The organism is Flavobacterium sp. SLB02 (genome assembly GCF_009664855.1).
Lineage (GTDB): Bacteria > Bacteroidota > Bacteroidia > Flavobacteriales > Flavobacteriaceae > Flavobacterium.
In genome coordinates, this window is the sequence record NZ_CP045928.1 from 4026107 (window position 1) to 4052550 (window position 26444).

At 36.9% G+C, this 26444-nt stretch carries 21 protein-coding genes; 17 read left to right on the plus strand and 4 right to left on the minus strand.

Annotation, left to right across the window (positions count from 1 at the left end; genetic code table 11):
- Nucleotides 1–473 precede the first annotated feature (473 nt).
- On the minus strand, nucleotides 474–1481 hold the full coding sequence (locus tag GIY83_RS14715; RefSeq protein WP_208682126.1) for an LLM class flavin-dependent oxidoreductase: 1008 nt from the start codon (nucleotides 1479–1481) through the stop codon (nucleotides 474–476).
- A gap of 277 nt (nucleotides 1482–1758) precedes the next feature.
- Between GIY83_RS14715 and GIY83_RS14720 the strand changes: the two genes are divergently transcribed.
- The 11 genes from GIY83_RS14720 to GIY83_RS14770 all read left to right on the plus strand — a co-directional run bounded on the left by GIY83_RS14720 (nucleotide 1759) and on the right by GIY83_RS14770 (nucleotide 15106).
- Nucleotides 1759–3102, plus strand: coding sequence for a sigma-54 dependent transcriptional regulator (locus GIY83_RS14720; protein ID WP_208682128.1), 1344 nt, complete (start codon nucleotides 1759–1761; stop codon nucleotides 3100–3102).
- A gap of 24 nt (nucleotides 3103–3126) precedes the next feature.
- Entirely contained in the window at nucleotides 3127–4368 is a 1242-nt protein-coding gene (locus GIY83_RS14725) for a WG repeat-containing protein (RefSeq protein WP_208682130.1), read from the plus strand.
- A 182-nt stretch (nucleotides 4369–4550) separates the two neighbouring features.
- Nucleotides 4551–4832, plus strand: a complete 282-nt coding sequence (locus tag GIY83_RS14730; protein ID WP_055094560.1) for a hypothetical protein — start codon at nucleotides 4551–4553, stop codon at nucleotides 4830–4832.
- Nucleotides 4833–5000: 168 nt separating this feature from the next.
- Complete coding sequence (gene kdpF, locus GIY83_RS14735; protein WP_073075461.1) at nucleotides 5001–5078, plus strand: K(+)-transporting ATPase subunit F; 78 nt, start codon at nucleotides 5001–5003, stop codon at nucleotides 5076–5078.
- A 97-nt stretch (nucleotides 5079–5175) separates the two neighbouring features.
- A complete protein-coding gene (gene kdpA / locus GIY83_RS14740) occupies nucleotides 5176–6897 on the plus strand; it encodes a potassium-transporting ATPase subunit KdpA (RefSeq protein WP_208682132.1) in 1722 nt (573 codons plus the stop codon).
- Nucleotides 6898–6909: 12 nt separating this feature from the next.
- A complete protein-coding gene (kdpB, locus tag GIY83_RS14745) occupies nucleotides 6910–8943 on the plus strand; it encodes a potassium-transporting ATPase subunit KdpB (protein WP_194617813.1) in 2034 nt (677 codons plus the stop codon).
- A gap of 94 nt (nucleotides 8944–9037) precedes the next feature.
- Nucleotides 9038–9589: a K(+)-transporting ATPase subunit C gene (locus tag GIY83_RS14750; protein WP_208682134.1), complete on the plus strand. Its 552-nt coding sequence runs from the start codon at nucleotides 9038–9040 to the stop codon at nucleotides 9587–9589.
- 222 nt (nucleotides 9590–9811) lie between these two features.
- Nucleotides 9812–10888, plus strand: coding sequence for a porin (locus GIY83_RS14755; protein WP_208682136.1), 1077 nt, complete (start codon nucleotides 9812–9814; stop codon nucleotides 10886–10888).
- Between the two features lie 159 nt (nucleotides 10889–11047).
- Entirely contained in the window at nucleotides 11048–12175 is a 1128-nt protein-coding gene (locus GIY83_RS14760; protein WP_194617816.1) for a sensor protein KdpD, read from the plus strand.
- 104 nt (nucleotides 12176–12279) lie between these two features.
- Nucleotides 12280–14001, plus strand: a complete 1722-nt coding sequence (locus GIY83_RS14765) for an ATP-binding protein (RefSeq protein ID WP_208682138.1) — start codon at nucleotides 12280–12282, stop codon at nucleotides 13999–14001.
- A gap of 343 nt (nucleotides 14002–14344) precedes the next feature.
- On the plus strand, nucleotides 14345–15106 hold the full coding sequence (locus GIY83_RS14770; protein WP_208682140.1) for a phosphatase PAP2 family protein: 762 nt from the start codon (nucleotides 14345–14347) through the stop codon (nucleotides 15104–15106).
- 47 nt (nucleotides 15107–15153) lie between these two features.
- Here GIY83_RS14770 and GIY83_RS14775 read toward each other — a convergent pair whose 3' ends face one another.
- Nucleotides 15154–15684 carry a hypothetical protein gene (locus GIY83_RS14775; RefSeq protein ID WP_208682142.1) on the minus strand — a complete coding sequence of 177 codons (531 nt, stop codon included), beginning with the start codon at nucleotides 15682–15684 and terminating at the stop codon, nucleotides 15154–15156.
- A 231-nt stretch (nucleotides 15685–15915) separates the two neighbouring features.
- A complete protein-coding gene (locus GIY83_RS14780; protein WP_194617821.1) occupies nucleotides 15916–16689 on the minus strand; it encodes a LexA family transcriptional regulator in 774 nt (257 codons plus the stop codon).
- Nucleotides 16690–16774: 85 nt separating this feature from the next.
- Between GIY83_RS14780 and dinB the strand changes: the two genes are divergently transcribed.
- The 6 genes from dinB to GIY83_RS14810 all read left to right on the plus strand — a co-directional run bounded on the left by dinB (nucleotide 16775) and on the right by GIY83_RS14810 (nucleotide 24551).
- Nucleotides 16775–17956 (plus strand): DNA polymerase IV, encoded by a 1182-nt coding sequence (dinB, locus tag GIY83_RS14785; RefSeq protein ID WP_208682149.1) that lies wholly within the window; start codon nucleotides 16775–16777, stop codon nucleotides 17954–17956.
- A gap of 4 nt (nucleotides 17957–17960) precedes the next feature.
- Entirely contained in the window at nucleotides 17961–21023 is a 3063-nt protein-coding gene (locus tag GIY83_RS14790; protein ID WP_208682199.1) for a DNA polymerase III subunit alpha, read from the plus strand.
- Nucleotides 21024–21072: 49 nt separating this feature from the next.
- Nucleotides 21073–22452 (plus strand): exonuclease domain-containing protein, encoded by a 1380-nt coding sequence (locus GIY83_RS14795; protein ID WP_208682201.1) that lies wholly within the window; start codon nucleotides 21073–21075, stop codon nucleotides 22450–22452.
- Nucleotides 22453–22499: 47 nt separating this feature from the next.
- A complete protein-coding gene (gene xth / locus GIY83_RS14800) occupies nucleotides 22500–23300 on the plus strand; it encodes an exodeoxyribonuclease III (RefSeq protein WP_229029113.1) in 801 nt (266 codons plus the stop codon).
- Nucleotides 23301–23307: 7 nt separating this feature from the next.
- Nucleotides 23308–23934 carry an alpha-ketoglutarate-dependent dioxygenase AlkB gene (locus GIY83_RS14805; RefSeq protein WP_194617825.1) on the plus strand — a complete coding sequence of 209 codons (627 nt, stop codon included), beginning with the start codon at nucleotides 23308–23310 and terminating at the stop codon, nucleotides 23932–23934.
- A 155-nt stretch (nucleotides 23935–24089) separates the two neighbouring features.
- Nucleotides 24090–24551, plus strand: coding sequence for a DUF1810 domain-containing protein (locus GIY83_RS14810; protein WP_208682203.1), 462 nt, complete (start codon nucleotides 24090–24092; stop codon nucleotides 24549–24551).
- 269 nt (nucleotides 24552–24820) lie between these two features.
- Here the strand turns inward: GIY83_RS14810 and GIY83_RS14815 are convergent, their stop codons facing one another.
- A complete protein-coding gene (locus tag GIY83_RS14815) occupies nucleotides 24821–26233 on the minus strand; it encodes an APC family permease (protein WP_208682204.1) in 1413 nt (470 codons plus the stop codon).
- Nucleotides 26234–26444 lie beyond the last annotated feature (211 nt).

Consider the following 26444-nt stretch of genomic DNA (forward strand, 5'->3'; position numbering starts at 1 on the left):
GTAACATCTGTTTTCAAATCTCACAAGCTTTTTGAAATCTTTTTTTTGAAAATAAATTTTCTCCTTGATCCCGTATGCTTGTCAGTATTTCAGTGAACGTCTATCGCTGTTGCGGGTGCAAAAGTAGACTCTTTATTGAGTAAAACAATAGCTTTTCTTCACTATTTTCAATCTTTTTTATAAGTAGCTGGTTTGATGTTTTTTACAAGGCGAAGTTTTTTGATCCCGGCCAGCATTAGGCGACTTGGACTGTTTTTTAAGTGTTTTTACCTTGAAGGCTTATTAGAATTCCAATATTGTAAATTGCCTGAGCTGCTGCGGGCCTTCTCTTCAAATTCTAAAAAGCTTCACCTTTGGCCAGCTGAGTAACTCTTTTCTATACAAGGTATCAAAAACAAACCCGACAGGATTTAAAACTGCCGGGTTTGTTGAACTCAGATCTTACCTTATATATAAGCAATAGAGAAGTATACTTATATAGCGTTTATACTATCTATTACCTCTTTTGTAATGTGGATACTTCTGAGCTTGGCCTGATGATCGAAAATTGGACCTGTTGCCATTAGCTCATCTACTCTCGCATAGTCAATGAACTTTTTAAGATCTCTTATCAGTTGTTCTTTATCTCCTGTAAAAGTACACGCAGTCATTTGATTGACATGAAATCGCTCTTCCTCGCTCATAATGTCATCTAATGAATCTACCGGTGGCTGTAAACCTTTGCGATCACCTCGAATTAAATTGAGAAACATTTGATACAAACTCGTAGATAGTCTTTCAGCTTCTTCACTGGTGTCGGCCGCAATGATATTAACGCACGCCATTGTTTTAGGCTTGTCTAAGAATTCTGAAGGCTGAAAGTTTTCGCGGTAGAACTCAAAGGCCTGTATCATTTGGCGTGGCGCAAAATGTCCGGCAAAGGCATAAGGCAATCCATAAGCTGCGGCAAGGGCGGCGCTCTCTGTACTTGAACCCAGAATCCAGATGGGAACATTTGTTCCTTCGGCTGGAAATGCCCTTACTTTTGCTGTGGCATTTTCAGAAGAAAAGTAATCCTGGAGTTTGGTCACGTTTTGAGGAAAGCGCTGCGCCTGCTCAAAAAAGTCTTTTCGGATCGCCTCAGCAGTGGGCTGATCTGTTCCCGGCGCTCTTCCTAATCCTAAATCGATTCGGTTGGGATAAAGCGTCTCTAGTGTTCCGAATTGTTCGGCTACTACTAAAGGAGAGTGATTGGGCAGCATGATTCCCCCTGACCCTACTCGTATGTCTTTTGTCTGACCGGCAATATAGCCAATTAAGACTACTGTTGCCGAACTGGCAACGTGCGCCATATTGTGATGTTCAGCCAGCCAGAAACGCTTATAGCCTAAGTTGTCTGCTAGTTGAGCGATTTCTTTTGTTTTTTGAAATGTTTCAGAGGCGTTGCTATCTTGTGTAATGATAGCTAATTCTAATATTGAGATTGAAATTGAGTCTTTCATATATAATGTAGCTTTTATGCAAAATTACTTCATTTGATACAAAGCTTGAATTTTTTCATGTTAAGAGAATTATAAAATTTACCAGTGTTAAATGTTTTAATGCTGTTATAAATATAATTTAAATATTACCATCCGGTAGCTTAAAACTTAATTTTATAACTTTATGTGCTTAAAATTATTTTTTGCAAGAATTTCCCATCGATCAAAAAAGTTGAATGATTTAAAGCCTAAATTTGTATCTCAAAAAATAAATTTCGATCCTAGCCTTTTTCCTCAAATGACACATAAAATTTTAATTATAGACGACGAAGAAAAACTCAGAAGTCTCCTGGCACGTATTATAAAATCAGAAGGCTTTGAAGTTTTTGAGGCCAAAGATTTAAAATCAGGTTTTAAAAAACTCGAGCAAACCGATATTGATGTTGTTTTATGTGATGTAAAATTACCTGACGGAAACGGGGTTGATTTTCTGCAAAACATAAAGGGAAGTTTTCCTTTGATCGAAGTAATTCTCTTAACTGCTTTTGGAAATATCCCCGATGGTGTTCAGGCCATGAAAAATGGCGCTTTTGATTATATAGTTAAAGGTGATGATAACGACAAAATTATTCCGCTTTTGTACAAAGCTGTCGAGAAAGCACATTTGCAGAAAAAGGTTAAACAACTCGAAAAGCGCATTGGCGATAAATATTCCTTTACTACCATTATCGGAAAATCTAAAGGAATCGAACAGGTTATTGATCTTGCCAAAAAAGTAGCCAAAACCGATTCGACTGTTTTGCTTACCGGGGAGACCGGAACCGGAAAAGAAGTTTTTGCGCAAGCAATTCATGAGAACAGCAATCGAGTTGGAAAATCTTTTGTGGCCTTAAACTGCAGTACTTTTAGCAAAGAAATTCTGGAAAGCGAACTTTTTGGTCATAAACAAGGTGCTTTTACAGGAGCTATGAAGGATAAAAAAGGGTTTATTGAAGAGGCCAACGGCGGAACTTTATTCCTGGATGAAATTGGAGAAATGCCAATTGAACTGCAAGCCAAGTTACTGCGCGTTTTAGAAACCAGCCAGTATATCCCCATTGGTGATACAACTCCAAAAAAGTCAAATTTCAGATTAATAGCGGCAACCAACAGAGATTTAAAAACAGAAAGCGAAGAGCACCGTTTTCGTTCGGATCTGTATTTTCGTTTGAATATTTTCGAAATTACTCTTCCCCCCTTAAGAGAAAGAATTAAAGACATTGCTCCTATTACTCAATATTTTGTGAAGCAATTCTCTGAAAAAACAAATAAAAAGAACCTGAATGTAACGGATGATTTTCTTCAGAAACTAGAGCATTATTCCTGGCCGGGAAATATTCGTGAACTTAAAAATGTGATCGAAAGATCTGTTATTCTAAGCAATGGAGATACCCTAACTTCTGATGTCCTACCATATGAGATGCAGCATCAGCCCGAGAAAGCAACCAAATCAATGTCAGCTTTCTCTATGCAAAGTGTTGAGAAACTCCATATCCAGAAAGTGCTGAACTATACTAAAGGCAATAAGGCTGAAACTGCGCGATTACTTGAAATTGGGATTGCTACTTTGTATCGAAAATTGGAAGAGTATAACATTACATAATCTTAAAATAAAAAATACAACCCTATGAAACAATCATTACTTATAGTATGTCTAATTTTTTCAAATTTAATTTTTTCTCAAAAAAATGACTTTACTTATTACATAAGTGGTAATTCCCCAAAATTTGGAATTTTAAATGAAAAAGGAAAAACAATAACTCCTAATCAATATGAAACAATAGACCAACTTAGTGATGGATTATTTGCTGTACAATTAAATGACAAATATGGTTTTATCAATACAAAAGGAGAACTGGTAATACCATGTCAATTTAACAGTACCAGAGGTTTTAGCGATGGATATGCCATAGTAGAATATGATAATGATTTTGGAGTAATTGATCAAAAAGGAAATTTCATTTTTAAGATGGAATATGATGGCATTTATCCTACCGGGCTAAAACAGACATTTTTAATATTTGATCGAAAAGGAAAAAAATATGTAAGTAATATAAAGGGCGAAAAAATATTTGATATTAAATATGATTCATTAGATAACTTTTACAATGATTACGCTGTAATTCAAAACGATAGTAAATATGGTTTGATTGACAAAAATGGTAACATCGTAATAGAATGTAAATATTATGCTTTAGGAGAATTTAACAATGGTTTTTCTTTGACTTTTAAAAAAGAAAAAGAAGGTTTAGATGGATTAATGGATCTGCATGAGAACATCTTAGTAGAGCCTAAGTATGATTTTCTTTCCACGGGTTTTGGTGATTTCATTGCCGTTAATTCACTAAAAGGATTAATGGATAAATCCGGCAAAATTATCCTGGTTCCAGAATATGATCAGCTTGGATATTCTTTTGAAGACGGGCTTATTTCAATTTCAAAAAACGGAAAATATGGATTTGCAAATGAAAAAGGAGAAATTGTTATTCCAATGATTTACGATGAAGTACATAATTTCTCTGAAGGTATCGCACCGGCTTTAAAGAAAGGCCTTTGGGGATTTATAGACAAAAATGGCAATACAATTATTGACTTTAAATTTAAGGGATCGATGCGCAGTTTTAGCAATGGATATGCTGAATATGGTAAAGGAGAATCATCATCTGAAACAAACGATTTTAAATGGGGATTTATTGATAAAAAAGGTAACATAGTAATTGCTAACAAATACAAAAGTGTAAATGGATACAAAAAAGGATTATTTTCAGTTGAAACATCAAAAGAAAATATCTTAATTGATATAAAAGGAAAAACTGTGGCAAAATTAAATGATACTTATAATGGTATGGTAGTAGGCCCAGCAAATTAAAATCCTAAAAATATTTATACAATCTTATCATTTCAATAAAAGCTTATCATTTTGATAGGCTTTTTTTATGCCTGATTTTTGGCATAAAACCACAACTCCTTTATTGGCAACACCTTAGGTAATACTGCTGTTTTTCGGTCTGACTTTTGGCATAAGTGGGAAGAACATAAAAATTCATTCTCATGAAAAATCAAGTCACTTCAATCTACAAACAAGCGGAACGTTTTGCCGATATCACCAAAAAATCTATTATTTCGGGTAATATCGTTCGTGCCAAAAAATGTCTGGCACTTGCCGAGCGCCTATTTATTAATGGAAGCATCGAAACAAAAAATGCCATTTCTAATGTGTACGTTTTCTCAGTTTCTTCTTTTATGGAAGTGCGTCACTGCAACATTTCACACCTTTTTCCTCAAACGCTAAAAGCAGAATATATCAAACAGGTGAATACCTCGGGCGTATAAAGTGTAATGGATTAACTCTTTAATTGGTTAATCTTCTGAAAAATCTAAAATCCAATAATCTAAATAATTCTAAAACCTATGTTAATCACTTTTCTTTTACTCGCATTGGCTGTTATACTTTTTGCTATTTGTTTTAAATCAGTTGAATTCTTTGAAAAAATCTAAATCATGACTGCACTATTTATTGTTTCGATCGCCGTTTTTGGCTATTTGGTTTATGTATTAATTAAACCTGAAAAATTTTAGCAACGTAAAATGTTTAAGTGAGATGTAAAATATAAAAGACAACTCTTAGACATCATTTTTTTACCTCTCACATTTTACAATTAACAAATCACATATTATGAACACAGAATTACTAGGGGTCATCAGTATCTTTATCGTTTCGATAGTTTTAGCCATTCCATTAGGAAAATATATCGCTAAAGTGTATTTGGGTGATAAAACATTCTTTGACCCGATTTTCAATCCAATTGAAAAATTTATTTTTAAAATCAGCGGTATCAATTCCACTGAAGAAATGAACTGGAAAGAGCACTTAAAAGCACTTTTAAGTATCAACATGATCTGGTTCTTTCTTTGCTTTTTTGTCTTATTGTTTCAAGGGTCATTATTTTTAAATCCTGACAATAATCCATCTATGAGCCCGGATCTGGCCTTTAACACTGCCATTTCATTTGTTGTCAATTGTAATTTACAGCATTATTCAGGCGAAAGCGGAGTTTCTTACCTATCGCAAATGTTCTTGATGTTCTTGCAATTTGTTTCTGCTGGTGTGGGAATGGCCGCTGCAGCGATGATTTTCACTGCAATGAAAGAAAGAACTACAGATAAACTAGGCAATTTTTACAACTATTTCATCAAAAGCTGTACGCGTATTTTATTGCCACTTTCAGTTATTGTAGCCACTATTTTAGCCTTTAGCGGCACTCCAATGAATTTTGACAGCAAAGACTCTATCACAACTCTACAAGGGGATCACGTTGATGTTTCCCGCGGACCTGCTGCTGCATTTATAGCCATCAAACACTTAGGTACAAATGGTGGTGGATTCTTTGGAGCCAACTCAGCGCATCCACTAGAGAATCCAACTTATCTTACCAATGCCGTTGAATTATGGTCTCAGTTAATTGTTCCCTTTGCCATGATTTTTGCTTTAGGTTTTTATCTAAAGAAAAGAAAATTATCCTATGTAATCTTCGGGGTTATGACAGTTGGATTCTTATTGCTGGTTATCCCAACAATGATATCAGAGATGAACGGAAATCCGGCTATCGAGAAAATGGGAATTGCCCAAGCAACCGGGGCTATGGAAGGAAAAGAGGTTCGGTTTGGACCTGCCGTTTCAGGATTCTGGAGCATCGCAACTACTGTAATTTCGACAGGTTCTGTAAATAGTATGCACGATAGTTCAATGCCGGTTTCCGGCGCTATGGAATTGCTTGCCATGATGGTCAATGCGTTTTACGGAGGTTGTGGAGTGGGTATTTTAAACTTTTATATTTTCATCATTCTGGCTGTATTTATCTCCGGATTAATGGTGGGTCGAACACCTGAATTTTTAGGCAAGAAAATCGAAGCGCGGGAAGTTAAAATTGCTGCTTTTATCGCCATTTTGCACCCTTTATTAATATTATCAGGTACAGCTTTGGCTTCTTATTTTGCTGCAAATGATACTGCAATGGGCTATTGGTTTAGCGGAAATGCAACAGGCTGGCTCAATAACCCGGGACACCATGGATTCTCTGAAATGTTATATGAATATACTTCGAGCGCTGCCAACAACGGATCTGGTTTTGAAGGTTTAGGAGATAACAATCCGTTTTGGAATATCACCACAGGAATTGTGCTTCTGTTAAGCCGTTTCATTCCTATCGTTGGGCCACTGGCAATCGCAGGATTACTGGCCAATAAGAAATACATTCCCGAAAGCGCCGGAACCCTAAAAACCGACACTTCAATTTTTGGAATAATGGTTTTTGCCGTAATCGCAATTATTGCCGCTTTATCCTTCTTCCCGGCGCTAGCTTTAGGTCCATTGGCAGAATATTTTACTTTAAAATAATATAAAAGAAAAATGACAACTAATAAATCCAATTCATTGTTTGAAAGCAAACAGGTAAAAGAAGCCTTAGCGCAATCTTTTGTGAAGCTGAATCCAAAAATGATGATCAAAAATCCGGTAATGTTTACCGTAGAGATAGGAACTGCCATTATGTTTGCTGTTTGTGTTTCCATTTTAATGGGAGCAACAGATCAGGGTAGTTTCACTTATAACCTAATTGTGTTTTTAATTTTACTTGCAACGCTTTTGTTTGCCAATTTCGCTGAAGCTATTGCCGAGGCCAGAGGAAAAGCGCAAGCCGATAGTTTAAGAAAAACACGCGAAGAAACTCCTGCCAGACAAATTTTGCCTAACGGAGAAATCAAAAACATCAGTTCATCTGAATTGAAAAAAGGAGATATTTTCGTTTGTGAAGCCGGTGATTTAATTGCAACCGACGGGGAAATTATCGAAGGTTTGGCCACTATTGATGAAAGTGCCATTACAGGTGAAAGTGCTCCTGTGATTCGGGAAGCCGGTGGTGATAAATCATCTGTAACGGGAGGAACAAAAGTACTATCTGATAAAATTAAAGTAATTGTAACTTCTGAGCCTGGCGAAAGCTTCTTGGATAAAATGATTGCTCTGGTTGAAGGGGCGAGCCGTCAGAAAACACCAAACGAGATTGCCTTAACTATTTTATTAGCCGCATTTACTTTAATTTTCGTGATTGTGTGCGTTACGCTAAAACCGTTTGCCGACTATGCAAATGCCCCCATCACGATTGCGGCTTTTATTGCACTATTTGTTTGTTTGATTCCAACTACAATTGGAGGTTTACTCTCTGCAATTGGTATTGCCGGTATGGACAGAGCCTTGCGAGCTAATGTAATTACAAAATCCGGAAAAGCAGTTGAAACTGCCGGAGATATCGACGTACTTCTTTTGGATAAAACCGGAACAATTACCATTGGAAACAGAAAAGCAACAAATTTCTACCCAGCAAAAGGTGTTACTCCGGAAGATTTTATAAAGTCTGCTGTACTGAGTTCACTGGCCGATGACACTCCGGAAGGGAAAAGTATCGTGGAACTGGCAGGAGCCGAAACTGCCAATAAATTATCAATTGAAGGTGCTACTTTAATCAAATTTACCGCTGAGACCAGAACTTCCGGAGTTATTTTAAAAGACGGAACCAATATTAGAAAAGGGGCGCAGGATGCTGCAAAAAACATTGCAAAACAAGCCGGAAATTCTTTTCCTGAGGATACTGCCCAAAAAGTAATTGATATCTCTACAAATGGAGGAACACCACTAGTTGTAATTAAAAATGACCAGGTTCAAGGTGTTATCGAATTGCAGGATATCATTAAAACAGGAATGAAAGAACGTTTTGACCGCCTGAGAAAAATGGGTGTAAAAACAGTGATGGTTACCGGAGATAATCCCCTAACGGCCAAGTTTATTGCCGAGGCTGCCGGTGTTGATGATTTTATTGCCGAGGCGAAACCTGAGGATAAAATGAACTACATCAAAAACGAACAAAACCTGGGTAAACTAGTGGCCATGATGGGCGACGGAACCAATGATGCTCCTGCCCTTGCCCAAGCCAATGTAGGTGTTGCCATGAACAGTGGAACCCAGGCTGCAAAAGAGGCCGGAAACATGGTGGATCTTGATAATGACCCAACCAAGTTAATTGAGATTATCGAAATTGGGAAACAGCTTTTAATGACCCGAGGTACTTTAACTACTTTTTCTATTGCAAATGACGTTGCGAAATATTTTGCTATTGTTCCTGCTCTTTTTATTACTGCGATTCCTGCGCTTGAAGGGTTGAACATCATGCATTTGCACAGCCCTGAGAGTGCGATTTTATCAGCAGTAATTTTCAATGCCATTATCATTCCCATATTGATTCCACTGGCACTTAGAGGAGTTGATTATAAACCAATTGGTGCAAGTGCAATTCTAAAAAGGAATCTTTTGATTTATGGTCTAGGCGGACTTATTGTCCCTTTTATTGGAATTAAATTAATTGATTTGTTGGTTGCCTTATTTATGTAAATCTAAGCTTGTGAGATACTAAGTCACTAAGGTTCTAAGGTTTTTCCTTAGCATCTTAGAAACTTAGGACCTTAGAGCCTCAAAAAATAAAAAAATGAAAACAATATTTTCACTATTAAAATTAACACTGCTTACCTTAATTCTCTTTGCAGTTATTTATCCTCTTGCCATTTACGCAATTGCACAATTTGCTCCAAATCATGGAAAAGGAGAAACTATTTCGGTGAACGGAAAAGTGGTGGGATACCAAAAAATTGGTCAGAAATTCGATAAGTCGAATTATTTCTGGGGAAGACCTTCGGCTGTTGATTATAATGCTGCCGGAAGTGCAGGTAGTAATAAAGGACCAAGTAATGCTGAATATCTGGCTTTGGTTCAAAAAAGAATCGATACGTTTTTAGTTGTTCATCCTTATTTGAAAAAAACAGAAATTCCTGCCGATATGGTTACCGCTTCAGGAAGTGGACTCGATCCAAATATTTCTCCACAAGGTGCTTTGATCCAGGTCAAACGTGTTGCTAAAGAAAGAAAACTCGACGAGAATAAAGTAAAAGCTTTGGTTGAATCTAAAATTAACACAGCTGTTATGGGACCTGAAACAGTTAATGTTTTGGAATTGAATGTTGCACTTGATAGATTGAAGTAATACGTTTTTAAATAACCAAATCTTACAATAAATACCTAACAGGTTTTGAAAACCTGTTAGGATAATAAACACCTTTTTTACCCCAAAAAAACTAGCCCCGTAGTAGTTGAAAATCTTTTTTTGTCGGGTTCGACACAAAGAATTACTTCCTCAGTTCGCTTTCGCTCGCGTGACAGAGATAGCGGGAAAAAATCTACTAATAAATAATTGAATACCAGAAAAATGAAAAAAATAATACTTACCGCTTTAATCGCTTTTGGTTTTAGCAATTTACACGCGCAAGAAGAAACAAAAAGCCCCTTTACCTTTTCGGGATATGTAGAGACTTATTATAGTTATGATTTTGCAAAACCCGATGATCATACCCGACCAAACTTTTTTTACAATTTTAATAAAAGCAATGAGGTGAACATCAATTTGGGTCTGGCAAAAGTGAATTATTCCAAAGATAATGTTCGTGGAAATTTTGCTTTAATGGCCGGAACTTACGCCGAATATAATATGGCCGCTGAACAAGGTTTATTGAAAAACATTTACGAGGCCAATGTTGGTGTAAAGATCTCGCAAAGCCATAGTTTATGGATTGATGCGGGAATCATGCCAGCGCATATAGGTTTTGAAAGTGCCATTGGTAAAGATTGCCAGACTCTGAGCAGAAGTATTTTGGCTGAAAATTCGCCTTATTATGAAACGGGAGTAAAAATTGGTTATACCTCTGAGTCCGGAGAATGGTATCTGGCCGCAATGTACTTAAATGGATGGCAACGCATTGAGAAAGTAAAAGGCAATCAAACGCCTGCTTTTGGAACGCAGGTTACTTATAAACCATCGCAGAGCGTAATTTTGAACTGGAGCACCTATGTTGGAAATGAGCAAGCAGATATTGAGAAAAAATGGCGTTATTTTAATAACTTTTATGGGCAATTTAAGCTAGGCGACAAAACAAATCTTACGGCTGGTTTTGATGTTGGATCGCAACAAGCGGCTAAAGACAGCAATAAATACGATACCTGGTTTTCGCCTGTTTTGATTCTGCAATACAAACCAACAGATAAAATTCAGCTTGCAGCCCGTGGCGAATATTATAGTGATGAAAAAGGAGTTATTATTTCAACAGGAACTCCAAACGGTTTTAAAACTTACGGATTTTCAGCTAACTTTGATTACTTAGTTACTGATAATGTAATGTTTAGAATCGAGGCAAGAAATCTTTCAAGTAAAGATGAAATATTTACAAAAGACAATCTCCCAACCGATAACAATACCTTTGTAACGACTTCGCTGGCGATTAGTTTTTAAACATTAAAATTTGTTTTTTTTACCATTAAGATAGTAAGAAAGTTAAGCTTTGTCTTTATAATCTATATTGAGAAAATTAGGCTTTGCCTTTATTGGCTTACTATTTTAATGGTTTAATTATTAAAAAAACTTTATGACTTAGCACCTTCAGTCAAAATCATGGAACAGGAAAAAGAAAATAATGCACAGCACTTTCTCGATTTAATTCAGAAATCACGAAAAGGAAAGTTTAAGGTCTATATTGGGATGAGCGCCGGTGTAGGAAAAACGTATCGGATGCTACAAGAGGCGCATTCGTTACTGAAAAACGGAATCGACGTGAAAATTGGTTATATCGAAACCCATATGCGAAAGGAAACGCATGAACTCTTATCTGGTTTGCCCCTTATTCCACGGCGAACCATTTTCTATAAAGGCAAAGAGCTCGAGGAGCTAGATGTACAGGCGATTATCAATCTGAGACCTGAAGTGGTAATTGTGGATGAATTGGCCCATACCAATGTTGAAGGAAGTAAAAACGAAAAACGCTGGCAGGATGTCCTGGAGATTCTCGAGGCAGGAATCAATGTAATATCGGCAGTGAATATTCAGCATATTGAGAGTCTGAATGAAGATGTAAAACGCATTACAAATGTTGATGTTCAGGAACGAATTCCCGATAATGTTTTGCGGTTGGCAGATGAAGTGGTCAATATCGATTTAACGGCTGAAGATTTGATTGCGCGTTTAAAAGAAGGGAAAATTTATACCCCTGATAAAATTCAGACCGCGTTGACCAACTTTTTTAAATCGGATCAGATTTTACAATTGCGTGAATTGGCCCTGAAAGAAGTAGCAAGTCAGGTGGTTCGAAAAGTGGAAAGCGAAGTGCCTCAGCTACATGCTTTAAGACACGAAAAACTTTTGGCCTGTATTAGCAGTAATGATAAAACAGCTAAAATTGTAATTAGAAAAGCAGCGCGCTTGGCGAGTTATTACAACGGATCCTGGTATGTTTTGTATGTAGAAACCCCAAAGGAAAGCAGTACTAAAATCGCGCTGGACAAACAACGCCATTTGATTAATAATTTTAAACTGGCCGTACAATTGGGCGCGGAAGTCATTAAATTAGAGAATAAAAATATTGCCGATGCTATTTTAATGGCGGTGGAAGAAAAACACATCACAACTGTTTGCATCGGAAAACCGCATTTGAATTTATTTAAAGTAATTTTGTCTACAACGATTTTCAGACGTTTACTAAACAGTCTGTCTTTATCGAATGTAGACCTTGTTATTTTATCGTAACTTTTTTTACCATTAAGAAATTAAGAAAACTTGAAGCTTTGACCTTACAAAACTTAATAACTTAACGGTTCCTATATAGAAAAACTTGTTTTTAAATAAACGTCATGAGAATTAAAACTAAATTGAATCTGGGAGTTGGATTGTTATTTTTAATGATTATTATACTCTCGCTAGTGAGTGGGTATTCTGTTTTTTTGATAAAAGCAGACACTGAGAATATTCTCAAAGCCAATTATAATACCCTGGAATATTCCAGAAATATGATTTTGTCTTTGGATGGCACTACAATCAGTACCGATAACAAGCTTCATACTTTTAAAGAATATTTGCAAAAACAAATGCAAAATGTTACCGAGCCCGGAGAAAAAGAAGCAACAGCAAGTCTGGAGAAAAGCTTTGCCCTTTTAGAAAAAAACAGTTCAAATGAAGGGGTAAAAACACAAATCAGACAGGATATTTTTGCCATTATGAAACTCAATCTCGATGCCATAAAGCAGAAAAGCGATATTGCCAAACATACCGCCGAGACGGCCAATTTATGGATTGCCATTGTGGGAACTTTATGTTTTTTGATTGCCTTTAATTTACTGGTGAATCTGCCCAATAATATTGCCAACCCTATTAAAGAACTAACCCAGAGTATTAAAGAGATTGCCAATAAAAATTATTCGGAACGTGTGCATTTTACCAATCATAACGAATATGGAGATCTGGCCAAATCCTTTAATACCATGGCGCAAAAACTTCAGGAATACAACAATAGTAATTTGTACAAATTATTCTTCGAGAAAAAACGACTTGAAACCCTTATCAATAATATGCACGATCCTATTATTGGGTTGGATAATGAAGGTCTGGTTTTGTTTGCAAATGATGAAGCCTTGAAAATTATCGGAATGAAATCTGAAGACCTTATTGGTCAATCGGCTTCGACTTTGGCTTTATCCAATGACCTAATTCGTTCTTTGATCTTGAAAGAATTAGCCTCTGATTCTCAGAAAAAACAGCCTTTGAAGATTTTTGCTAACGCAAAAGAAAGTTATTTTGATAAGGAAACCATCAATATTACCATAACACCAACGGGAGAAGAAAAACAAATCAATATTGGCGATGTTATTATCCTTCGAAATATTACCTTATTTAAAGAACTTGATTTTGCCAAAACTAATTTTATAGCGACGGTTTCCCATGAACTAAAAACACCAATTGCTTCTATAAAACTAAGTCTTCAATTGCTTGAAAATACCAAAACTGGCCAGATGAATGATGACCAGAAACAATTGGTGGAAAGTATTAAAGATGACAGTCAGCGTTTATTGAAAATAACAGGTGAATTGCTGAATTTATCACAACTGGAAACCGGAAACATTCAGTTGAATATCGAGAAAAGTAATCCGTATGCTATTGTACATTATGCTACCGAAGCGGTAAAGATTCAGGCCGATCAAAAACAAATCAAACTCCTAATTGATGCCGATGAAAATCTACAGGATGTAAGAGCCGACAGCGAGAAAACAGGCTGGGTTTTAATTAATTATCTCTCCAATGCCATTACCTATTCATCTGAAAAAAGTACGATTGTCATTAAATTAAAACAGGAAAATGATCAGATCATATTTCAGGTGATCGATACCGGAAAAGGAATTGATGCCAGATATAAAGACAAGGTTTTCGATAAATATTTTCAGATTCCCGGAAGTCAAAAATCAGGAACAGGACTTGGTCTGGCCATCAGTAAAGAATTTATTGAAGCCCAGAATGGTAGCATTGGCGTTGAAAGCAATTTAGGTTTGGGAAGTACTTTTTGGTTTTCGCTCAAAGTTTAATTATTATTTATTTTTATTAAAATTATTTTAGATTATAAATAAAGAAGAAACATCTGAAAAGCATTTATATGAATTAACTTCTAAAGAGGAGTCTTCTATTGAAATAAGTCGAGCTCAAATCAAAAACGGTAAATTTCATAAAAATGAAGATGTAATTTCAGAAATGAAAAAATGGTTAAAAACAATAGCTTGATCGATCTTTAAAAAAATACAATATTTAGCCAATCTTAATTAAACTATCTGTTTTAAAACCAACAGATTAATATTAACTTAAGGTTCCGTTAAGCTCCAAATAATTGCATCAGGCATTCGTTATTATTGCAACTTATAACAATAACGACAGATGTTTTACAAAGCGGTTTCTCTGGTATTTTTATTCGTTTTTTTAAGTGCAAATGCACAACAAAACGATTCTATAACAAAACTTGACAGTACTTCAAATCATTTAAAATTCAATTACAAGCAATTGATCATTCCAGGAGTATTAATTGGATATGGCGTAATTGGAATTGGAAATGATCAGCTCTTAAGCTTCAATCACCAAATCAAGGCTGAAGTTACCGAAGATATTGATGAGAAAATCACCATTGATGACTTCTCGCAATATGCCCCTGCGGCATCTGTGTATGCTTTGAATGCTTTTGGAGTAAAGGGCAAGAACAATATGCGCGATCGCTCGGTGATTTTTGTAACGTCTTATGTTATAATGGCTTCAACGGTTTTGGGTTTAAAGTCAATTGTAAAAGAAGAACGACCAGATGCAAGTTCGAAGAACTCTTTCCCCTCCGGACATACAGCAACTGCTTTTGCAGGAGCCGAGTTTTTATGGCAGGAATACAAAGACAAATCGATCTGGTATGGAATTGCAGGTTATGCCGTTGCAACGGGAACGGGATTATTTAGAATTTACAACAACCGCCATTGGCTCACTGATGTTGCCGCGGGAGCAGGAATTGGGATTTTGAGTACTAAATTGGCCTATTGGATCAATCCGTATATTACCAGAAAATTATTCAAATCATCTTCTGAAAGTAATTCAACTTCTATGATAATGCCTTTTTATAATGGGCAACAATATGGGCTTGGTTTTGTGAAGGTCTTTTAGAAATTCATTGTCTTAATGGTCTTTTTAAAGGAAGTTTTAATATGCATTTAGAGTAATTTTCTATCCTGTAAAATTGCTGTTTCATACTCAATTGAATTGTTCAGTCTTTTTAAATCATCAATTAAATAGTCTATTTGTGCCAATCCAATCTCTTTATACCTTTCGATATGCTCTTCACTCAATTTAATTTCTCTTTGAATATCTGCTATTCCCCCTAAAAAGCACCAAAGAAAATATTCTTCATTAAATCTTCGAAATATGAAATCCCAATCTTCAAAATATAAAATCTGCCCTTTTACATTAGTAAAATCAAAATAGTTCTCAGCATATCTAAAGCCTTCAAAAGCTTTGTTTTGAAATCTAATATTTTTGAAGTTATCTTTAACAATGATGCTATTAATACATTCAATATCCTTATGATCCAGATGATATACAAATTTCAATTCTTCCAGTAATTCTTTATCATCAATAAAGCCTACCACCTTTTGAAATCTATACAATTTTTCATTCCATTGTGTAACTGTAAAATTTGTTCTGGTTATAAAACTTCCAATTCCTGTGTAAAGAATAAATATCATTTAGCTTTTATTTTTTCCCTTAAAATTATTCAGACCGACTCCATGTATCCTATAAGGCCACATTTCAGTTCCTTTTGCCCCTTTGAATGTCCTCTATTTGAGGTTTTTTCATATCCTTCATCCTCTTTGCTTTGACTATCAGAATCATAACTCATAGCATATTGAGAAATGCAAATAGAAGAGGTAAATCATATTTGATGAAATTTTGTTTATCTCACCCAGTATAAACTCTTACGTATTTGACGTATTATTTTTAATTTCCATTACTTCTCTTTTCACTTCCAAAAGCAAATCCTTCATACTTTGGGATTCTGTTTGTTCATGGCGTTTATCACTTCGTCCAATGCTGCATTCATACTCCCAGATTTCTAAAATATCTGAAGCTTTCACTTCATAATTGGGATAAAAACGATTGTCAGATTCCAAAACCAAAGCATTCTTTTTATTCTTATTGAGACGTTTGTAGACCATCCCTTCATTTTTGGTAATCAGGATATAGGTTCTGCCATCCATGACCTCTCCTAGCCTCTCTACATAGCGGCCAATGATAATGGATCCGTCCTCATGTGGGGGCATTGAATCGCCTTCTACGGGAAATCCGCGGTGTTTTCCCGGTCCTAAAAACGGAAGGGAAACCTGTTGCAGACTCTCGATATATTCCGGATCGGCATATCCGTTTAGGTAACCTGCTTTGGCCTTTTGAGATACAATCTCGATATAATTCTCCCCAAAACTATCTACTTGTATGGGTAAAATAAGTCGGTTGCCTTCTAATTTTATCAAGTTTTCTATATTGATTTTACGTATGTCCACAGACAATAATAAATCAATACTCATATGAAAATATAAAGCAATCTGCTTTAAAATATCATATGGCGCCTCGGAGGTTCCATCTTCGTATTTAACGTATCTTCCTCGGGTAATTCTAAGGTTTTCAGCTAATTTCTCCTGAGATATTTTATGCTTAACCCTCAATGCTCTGATGTTATCTGAAAATAAGGACATAATTAATTTGTTATAATTTGGAACAACAAATATACAAAAAAATGTTATCATCTGTACTAATTTTGTTTCATACAAAAACAAGGAGATGACAAGGGCAATTGTACACATGGATTTGGATACTTTTTTTGTATCCTGCGAGAGGTTAACCAACTCAGCATTAAGAGGTATTCCGCTTATTATTGGCGGGGGTGATCGTGGCGTTGTAGCGTCCTGTTCCTATGAAGCCCGTCGTTTTGGAGTACGCTCAGCCATGCCTATCCATATGGCAATGAAACTTTGTCCGCAAGCCAAAATAATGAAAGGTGATATGGAATTATATTCTCAACTATCACATGATGTTACCCAGGTGATTCAGGAAAAAGCACCGATAATGGAGAAAGCCAGCATCGATGAATTTTATCTCGATATTACCGGAATGGACAAATTTCACGGCAGTTACAAATGGACAGATGAACTGGCTCAATCGGTGATTAAAGAAACCGGATTACCCATTAGTTTTTCACTATCGGTCAATAAAACCGTTTCTAAAATTGCCACTGGCGAGGGTAAGCCAAAAGGAAATTTAGAAATCCCCCAGGGAAATGTACAGGCTTTTCTCAATCCCTTATCGATTCAGAAAATACCCATGGTTGGCAGTGTGACTTTTCAGTTGTTATCGCGAATTGGCGTTCGTAAAATTCAGACTTTATCTGAAATGCCTCCCGAGCTTCTCCAGCAAATGATTGGTAAGAATGGTCTGGATATCTGGAAAAAAGCCAATGGAATTGACAACACTCCTGTAGAGCCTTACACGGAGAGAAAATCGATTTCTACCGAACATACTTTCTCTCAGGACACCATCGATATTATCATGCTAAAATCCATATTGATTGGCATGGTTGAAAAACTGGCCTTTCAATTACGCTCCGAGCAATGGCTAACTTCAACCATTACAGTTAAAATACGTTACGCCAATTTTGATACCGAAACCAAACAATGCAAAATTGCCTATACCTCTGCAGATCATATTCTGACCAAAAATGTAATGGAGCAATTTGATAAAGTGTATCAGCGTCGTATGCGATTGCGTTTGATTGGTATTCGCTTTAGCGGACTGGTTCGGGGAACCTATCAAATTAATCTTTTTGAAGATACAGAGGAAATGCTTTCCCTTTATGCCGCGATGGATAAAATGAAAAGCCGTTATGGTTTTGATGCCGTCATGCGCTGCGCAGGGGCTTCTTTTAAACCCAATAATAAAGACGAAATTTTAAAACGCACCAAATAAAATCATGTATCTCAACTCTCATTCCTATCATTCGCTACGCTACGGCACAATTCCTCTTGATGAGCTTATCGGGCAGGCTGTCTCATGTGGTGTAAAAGCAATGGCACTTACCGATATTAATACGGTAACTGGAATTTATGATTTTATAAGAAAGTGTGACCAGAAAGGTATCAAGGCTCTTGTGGGAATGGAATTTCGCTCTGATCATCAATTCAGATATATTGGTCTGGCTAAAAATGCTCATGGACTTGGCCAAATGAATCGTTTTTTGACAGAACATAATTTTAGCGGAGAACCCCTACCGTTAATTGCCCCTGAATTTGATTCGGTTTTTGTAATTTATACCCTAGAGAATGCTCCGGCAGTCTTGCGGGAGAATGAATTTATCGGAATTCGCCCCGATGAAGTTTTAAGGCTTCTTACCTCGGAACATAAAAATAAAACAGCAAAAATGCTTGTGCTTCAATCGGTGACTGTTAGCAATAAAAGAGAATTTAACCTGCATAAAATTCTACGGGCCATTGATACCAATATCATTTTATCAAAGTTAACAGAGTCTGATTATTGCAAGGCTTCGGAGAAAATGTTGCCTTTAGAAGATCTTTTACCCTATTATGAAAACTATCCTGAAATTATAGCCAACACAGAGCAAATAATTGATTGCTGCAATTTTGAATATGATTTTAAAACGCCAAAAAACAAGAAGTTTTTTACTGAAAACCGTCAAACTGATATTGCAAAACTAACCCAATTAGCTCAAGAAGGTTTACAGTGGCGTTATGGTGAGAATAATCAGGCGGCGCAAAAACGTGTAGAGAAAGAACTAAAAGTAATTGATCAATTAGAATTCAGCGGTTATTTTCTGATCACCTGGGATATTGTTCAATATAGCAACAGTCAGGGTTTTATGCATATTGGCCGAGGGAGCGGAGCCAATAGTATTATTGCCTATTGTTTGGGAATTACCGATATATGTCCCATAGAACTGGATTTGTATTTTGAGCGTTTTTTGAATTTAAACCGAAAAAGTCCTCCGGATTTTGACATCGACTGGAGTTGGAAAGAGCGCAACACCATTTTAGAATATATCTTCGGTAAATATGGAAAAGACCATGTTGCTTTTTGCGGTACCAATGTCGAATTCAAACACCGCTCTATTTTCAGGGAAGTGGGAAAAGTCTTTGGCCTTCCCAAAGAGGAACTCGATATGCTGGCCAAAAATCCCATGGCATTACACCAAAGCAATTCTATTGTAAAACTGGTTCAGCAATATAGCCTGATGATGAATAAATATCCCAATCAGCGAAGTATGCATGCTTGCGGGATTATTATCTCTGAAGAGCCCATTACCAATTATACACCTCTGGAAATGCCTCCAAAAGGATTTCCTATCGTACTTTTTGATATGCATATTGCCGAGGAAATTGGTTTTGAAAAATTCGATATTCTAAGTCAGCGCGGTATTGGGCATATTGATGATAGCGTGAAACTCATTGAGAAAAACAGGGGTATCAAAGTCGACATTCGCAATACTTCGATCTCAAAAGATGAAGCGATCTGCAATGTTCATTTGGCACAAGGCAAAACCATTGGTTGTTTTTATATTGAAAGTCCTGCCATGCGCGGATTATTGCGCCGACTCAATTGTGATAATTATAAAATTCTGGTAGCTGCTTCTTCTATTATTCGTCCCGGCGTGGCACAATCGGGTATGATGAAGGAGTATATTTTTCGTCATAATAATCCCGATGAGTTTGAGTATTTTCATCAGGTCTTCAAAGAGCATCTGGGCGAGACTTACGGCATTATGGTCTATCAGGAGGATGTGATCAAAATTGCCCAGCATTATGGCGGACTCCCTGCCCCTGATGGTGATATCCTGCGCCGGGCCATGTCCGGAAAAGGGAGATCTGTCGAGGCTTTACAAAAAGTAAAAGATAATTTCTTTGCCTCTTGCGCCCAGAAAGGGCATCCTGAAGGACTTAGTCAGGAAATTTACCGCCAGATTGAATCCTTTGCCGGATTTTCGTTTTGTAAAGCGCACTCGGCTTCTTATGCTGTAGAAAGCTACCAAAGTTTATATCTCAAGATCAATTATCCTGTAGAATTTATGACAGCGGTAATCAACAATCAGGGCGGATTTTACAGAACCGAGGTTTATATACACGAGGCGAGAATGTCCGGGGCAAGAATTCATAATCCGTGCGTGAATAAAAGCGAATACCAGACTACGGTTTACGGAACTGATATTTATCTGGGCTTTATGCATCTGCAAAGCCTGGAAGCAAAAACGGCTCATTTGATTGAATCGGATCGGGAGAAAAACGGCGATTTTCTTTCTTTGGAAGATTTCATCAATCGCATTCCAATTGGAATTGAAAGCATGAAAATTTTGATTTTCATAGATGCTTTTCGTTTTACGGGAAAAACCAAAAATCAGCTTTTGGTTATCGCCAGCTTGCTTTTAAATAATTTCAAACCCGAAAACAGAAGTTTGATGCTCCTGCAGGAACCCGTTAAAGAATACAAACTTCCAACACTGGAACGCTCTTTATACGAAGATGCTTTTGATGAAATTGAATTACTGAGTTTCCCTGTATCGTGCAGCGTTTTTGATCTTTTGCAAACCAAACATCGCGGCGATATTATGGCCAAGGATTTAGTGGCTCATCATAAAAAACAAGTCCGCATGCTGGCGTATCTGATTTCCAGAAAACAGGTGCCTACCAAAAAAGGCAATATGTATTTTGGGACCTGGATTGATCATGAGGGTACTTATTTTGACACGGCACATTTTCCGGATTGCCTGGCTCAATATCCTTTTGAAGGCGGAGGTTGTTACCTGCTTTTAGGAACTGTCGAGGTCGATTATCATTTCCCGACAATCACCATTACCAAAATGGCCAAAATGCCTTTTATTGCCGACCCGCGTTATATGGATGCCAAAGATCAATATAAAACCCAGCGTTTGATCAAGGAGGATGTTAGCCCTACGCATCGGGAACCTTATCCGCAAGGACATGAGATTAATTTGCCCCGACACCGAATGAAATTTCAAAACACATAATGCAAAGATTTCACAAGAATAAGAATCTGTTTTACGTTATATACATAAGATGAAAAAGCAAGAATATGCCATAGTAGATATTGAAACCACTGGTGGAAACGCCAGTGGCAGCCGCATTACAGAAATTGCCATTATCATTCATGACGGAGAAAACGTGATTGACCGATATGAAACACTTGTGAATCCGCAAAAAGAAATCCCGATTTCTATTTTTGCCCTAACAGGGATTAACAATGAAATGGTGGCTAATGCGCCGATCTTTGATGATATTTCAGATAAGGTTTTAGAAATGCTTACCGATCGCGTTTTTGTGGCGCACAATGTCAACTTTGATTATTCCTTTGTTCGCCACCAACTCGAACAGGCAGGTTTTAAATGGACAGCAAGAAAATTGTGTACTGTTCGGGCAGCAAGAAAAATCAGGCCCGGTTTGGGGTCGTATAGTTTAGGGAATCTCTGCAATTCACTCGATATATCTTTAGAGAACCGACATCGCGCCGGGGGTGATGCAGATGCTACGGCTATATTATTCTCGCAATTACTTCAATGGGACAAGGAAGGTCATATTGAAAAGATGATCAAAGCCACATCACAAGATCAGCGTTTACCCCCTAATCTTCCCCCTGAAGATTTTAATAATTTGCCGGAAAAACCAGGCGTGTATTATTTTTATAATGAGGTAAAAAAAGTAATCTATGTGGGTAAAGCCATTAACTTAAAAAAACGTGTAGCTTCACACTTTAGCGGTCATAAGATTAATCCCCAAAGACAGCATTTCCTGCGGGATATACACTCTATTTCCTTTGAAGTCTGTGGCAATGAATTAATGGCCCTCCTGTTAGAATGTACCGAAATCAAGCACCTTTGGCCTACTTATAACAGAGCTTTAAAACGCTTTGAACCCAAATTTGGATTGTATCAATATGAAGCGCGCAACGGATACAAATATCTGGCAATGGGAAAACTCAATAAATTTCAGTCCTGCATTGAGCATTTCAGCAGTATACACGAAGGGACAAATATGCTGCGAAGCCTGGCAGAACAATTTGAGATTGATTATAGGTTTTGTAAATATCTAAGAGCTCAGGACGCAGAAATATTTAAAAATAATGACATAACAGAGCTGCCCGATGTTTCACTCCACAATGAACAAGTCCAGAAGGCTATTGATTTTTTATTAAACAACAGACCTACTTTTGCCATTATAGAGAAAGGAAGAACATCACAAGAGCGAAGTTGTATCTGGATAGAAAATGGTCATTTTTATGGTATGGGATATATCCCTTTAGATGTTTCAATTACGGATCCCTTAGAGGTGAAAAATTACACTACGCCTTATAAAAGCAATCAATACATTGTGCAATTGATTTTTGCTTATGCAGAAAAAAATCCGCGTAAAGTATTCTTTAACAAAGAGTTTCTGAAATAAGAACATGAAGTTGTGTAAATATAAAGGCGCAAAAAGCTGTAAATTTAATGATCCAACTAATTGAATCTACTATGAAAATAGCAACTTATAACGTAAACGGAGTCAACGGGCGTTTAAATGTATTACTAAAATGGCTTGAAGAAGCCACTCCTGATATTGTATGTCTGCAGGAATTAAAAGCGCCTCAGGATAATTTTCCTCTCAAAGCGATTAATGACGCCGGCTACAATGCCATTTGGCACGGGCAAAAACAATGGAATGGCGTTGCTATTCTGGCCCGTAACATGGAAATTGAAGAAATAACGCGCGTTCTTCCGGGAGACGACAAGGATATACAAAGTCGGTATATCGAAGCTTTGATTAACGGAATTGTGATTGCCTGTCTTTATCTGCCAAACGGAAATCCTGCTCCGGGGCCAAAATTAGAATATAAGCTAAAATGGTTTGATCGTCTAAGTGATCGCGCAGCAACACTTTTGAGTTTAAAAGTTCCGGTAATTCTCGTTGGAGATTATAATGTGATGCCAACAGAACTGGATGTTTACAAACCCGCGAAATGGGTAAACGATGCCCTTTTCAGACCCGAAGTTAGAAAAGCTTTTGCAGATATTGTCTCCCAGGGATGGACAGATGCCATTCGAAGATTATATCCTGAAGAGAAAATTTACACCTTTTGGGATTATTTCAGAGAGGCTTACAAGCGGGACGCAGGACTTAGAATTGATCATTTCTTACTAAGTCCGCAATTAGCAAAAAAACTGCTTTCCGCAGGAGTTGACCGCCATGTGCGGGGATGGGAAAAAACAAGCGACCATGCTCCGGTATGGATTGAAATTGACACAAAATAACCAAACAATGACACTATTTAGCGATACCGAATTATTTGCCACTGGTCTGTCGGGAAAAAAAGTATTTGACCTGCCGGATGCAGAACTTATTTTGATCGATAATTTCTTCACCAAAGAAGAATCTGATCGCTTTTACGAAAGAATACTCCACAAGACCAAATGGAGAGAATATGAAATGGAAATTTATGATAAAACCTATACTGTTCCCCGAATGATTTGCTGGTATGAAGACAAGGATAATCCCGGAGCAGACCAAAACGGACCTGACTGGACTTATGAATTACTGACCATCAGAGGCAGGGTGGAGAGAGAAACGCAGCTTGATTTTAACAGTCTTCTTTTAAATTTATACCGAGACGGAAATGATGGTGTTGGCTGGCACAGCGACAAAGAACACAATACGGGGCCTAACCCTGTTATTGCTTCGGTGACTTTTGGCGAGACCAGGATGTTCAAACTCCGTCATAAATTCAGAAAAGAGATTCCGCAAATAGAGATTCCATTGCATCATGGATCATTTTTATTAATGGGGGGAACAACCAATAGTTTTTGGCAGCATCATGTCCCTAAAACAGCCAAAAATGTATTGCCAAGAATAAATTTAACCTTTAGAAGAACCAATCGAAGTGAATGATTATAAACCACTCAAAATGAGTTTTTTTTCATTACAAAACCATGAGGAAAATTCCTCCTCTAAAAGTTAAAATACTCAGTACATGAACCTTTTATTAGGCAGAACCTATCTTTTTTACTATTTTTGCAACCTTTTTTTATATATACATTACCACAATGGCTTATTCAAACAATGATTTATTGCGTTTTTTAGATGCGCAAAACAAACTTTATCTTACTGCTCTTTCTGAAATCAAAAAAGGCAAAAAAGAAACACACTGGATGTGGTTTATTTTTCCTCAGATTAAAGGATTAGGCAAGAGCGATACTGCAAATTATTACGCCATTAACGATCTAAAAGAAGCAACCGAATTCCTTGAACATCCCATTCTTGGAAAACATCTTATAGAAATCTCCGAGCTGTTTCTGACTTTCAAAAGAAAATCAGCAGACGGGATTTTAGGAGATCTCGATGCGCGTAAATTACGCTCTTCTATGACGCTTTTTTCTTTGGTAGAAAATACAAATCCTGTATTCAAGGAAGTATTAGAAGCTTTTTTCTCAGGAGAATCAGATCCACTTACTTTGTCTATTATTAATTCATCTATAAAATCTTCTCTTGAGACTCAAATGGCATAATTGCCACTAACAATTCATTAGATTATTACATTTAAAGACACTACATGTTTTGCTTTGCAAATGGTAGTGTCTTTTTTTTTAGCCCGCGGGTTTCATGAATTCAACTACATTAGACCAATTTTTTTTATTGCTTAAAATACAGTACAAAAAATGCCTTGCTAGAAACAAGGCATTTATATTTTGAAGCAAAATCAAACTTTGAAAAAAGAAATCTTCTAATGGGTAAAATCCCTTAGCCAATTTTATCTCTCATTTACCCTTTGTTTGTTTTATTCTCCTTTTGGTTTGGTTAAATAATATACAGGAATTCCCGTTAGCATGATTAGAACTCCCCAACCACAGGTCGAGAATTTTGTAATTAATAACGAAATACAAATTGCCGCTGCAATCACGATGTACAATAAAGGCAGAAACGGATATCCAAAAGCTTTATAAGGTCTTTCTGCATTGGGCATTTTTTTACGTAAAATAAAGATTCCGTAGATCGTTAGGATGTAAAAAATTAAAACAATGATGATTACAAAATCCAATAAATCTCCATATTTACCCGTAAGACACAAAGCCGAAGCCCAAATACATTGCGCCCATAAAGCCCATGAGGGTACACTGAATTTATTTAAAACAGCTGCTTTTTTAAAGAACAAACCATCTTTTGCCATTGTATAATACACTCTGGCACCGGCCATGATTAATCCGTTGTTACACGCAAAAGTCGAAATCATAATCATAATGGCAATAATGAGCGTTCCTATGTTACCAAAGATATATTGTGAAGCCACAACCGCTACCCTATCGGATTTTGCCGTTGCAATTTCGTCTAGGGGAATCACTGCCAAATACATCAAATTGGTCAAAACATAAATAATGGTCACAATAAAAGTTCCTAAAAACAAACTGAAACCAACATTACGTTTTGGGTTTTTAATTTCCCCTGCAATAAAGGTTACGCCATTCCAGGCATCACTAGAGAATAAAGATCCCACCATTGCAGCTGAAATCCCACTAATTAAAGCCGTTCCGCTAATCGGTAGCCATGAACCGGTATCTTTGTTAAAAGAACGTGTCGTCCAGGCATCTGCCCAGTTGGCATCCCAAACAGAAGCCTTTGCGGCTAATGTTAGTCCGAAAATGATCAAACCCAACAGTGATAAAATTTTGATAATCGTTAAAACCGTTTGCAGAATCTTTCCGTTTTTAACCCCACGGCTATTAATAAAGGTGAGTAAAACAATTGTCAGAATCGAAACAATTTGCGCTGCATTAAGTTTAAAAGATCCTATCTCATACAATATATTCTCGTCGCTAAAAGGCTCATACAAATAAGCGGCAAACTTCGAGAAAGCCACACCAACGGCAGCAATTGTTCCGGTCTGGATTACAGCAAAAAAACTCCAGCCGTACAAAAAGGCAATTAACTTGTTGTAAGCTTCTTTTAGATAAACGTATTGTCCACCTGCTTTTGGAAACATTGCGCTTAGCTCGCCATAGCTCACTGCTGCAATAATAGTAATCAATCCTGAGATGAGCCAAATCAGGGTCAGCCATCCCGCTGACCCTACCTGTCTGGCGATATCGGCACTCACGATAAATATCCCCGATCCGATCATAGAGCCTACCACAAGCATGGTTCCGTCTAATAATCCGAGTTCTCTTTTAAAATTTTCCTGGTCGTTTTCTTGCATCGTTTTTGGTTTTTTGGGTTGGTTAAAGATATACTTTTTTTGGAAATTCCAAATCTAGAAATTCAAATTCCAATACTTATTTATCACTCTCATACACAGCCCTCCCAAAGCTTGGAGACAATCATAATCTGAAGATAAATTTCAAATCTAAAAATTCAAAAAGTCTGAAATAAATTGAGCATGACCTTATGTTAGGCTTTCGTCTATATGA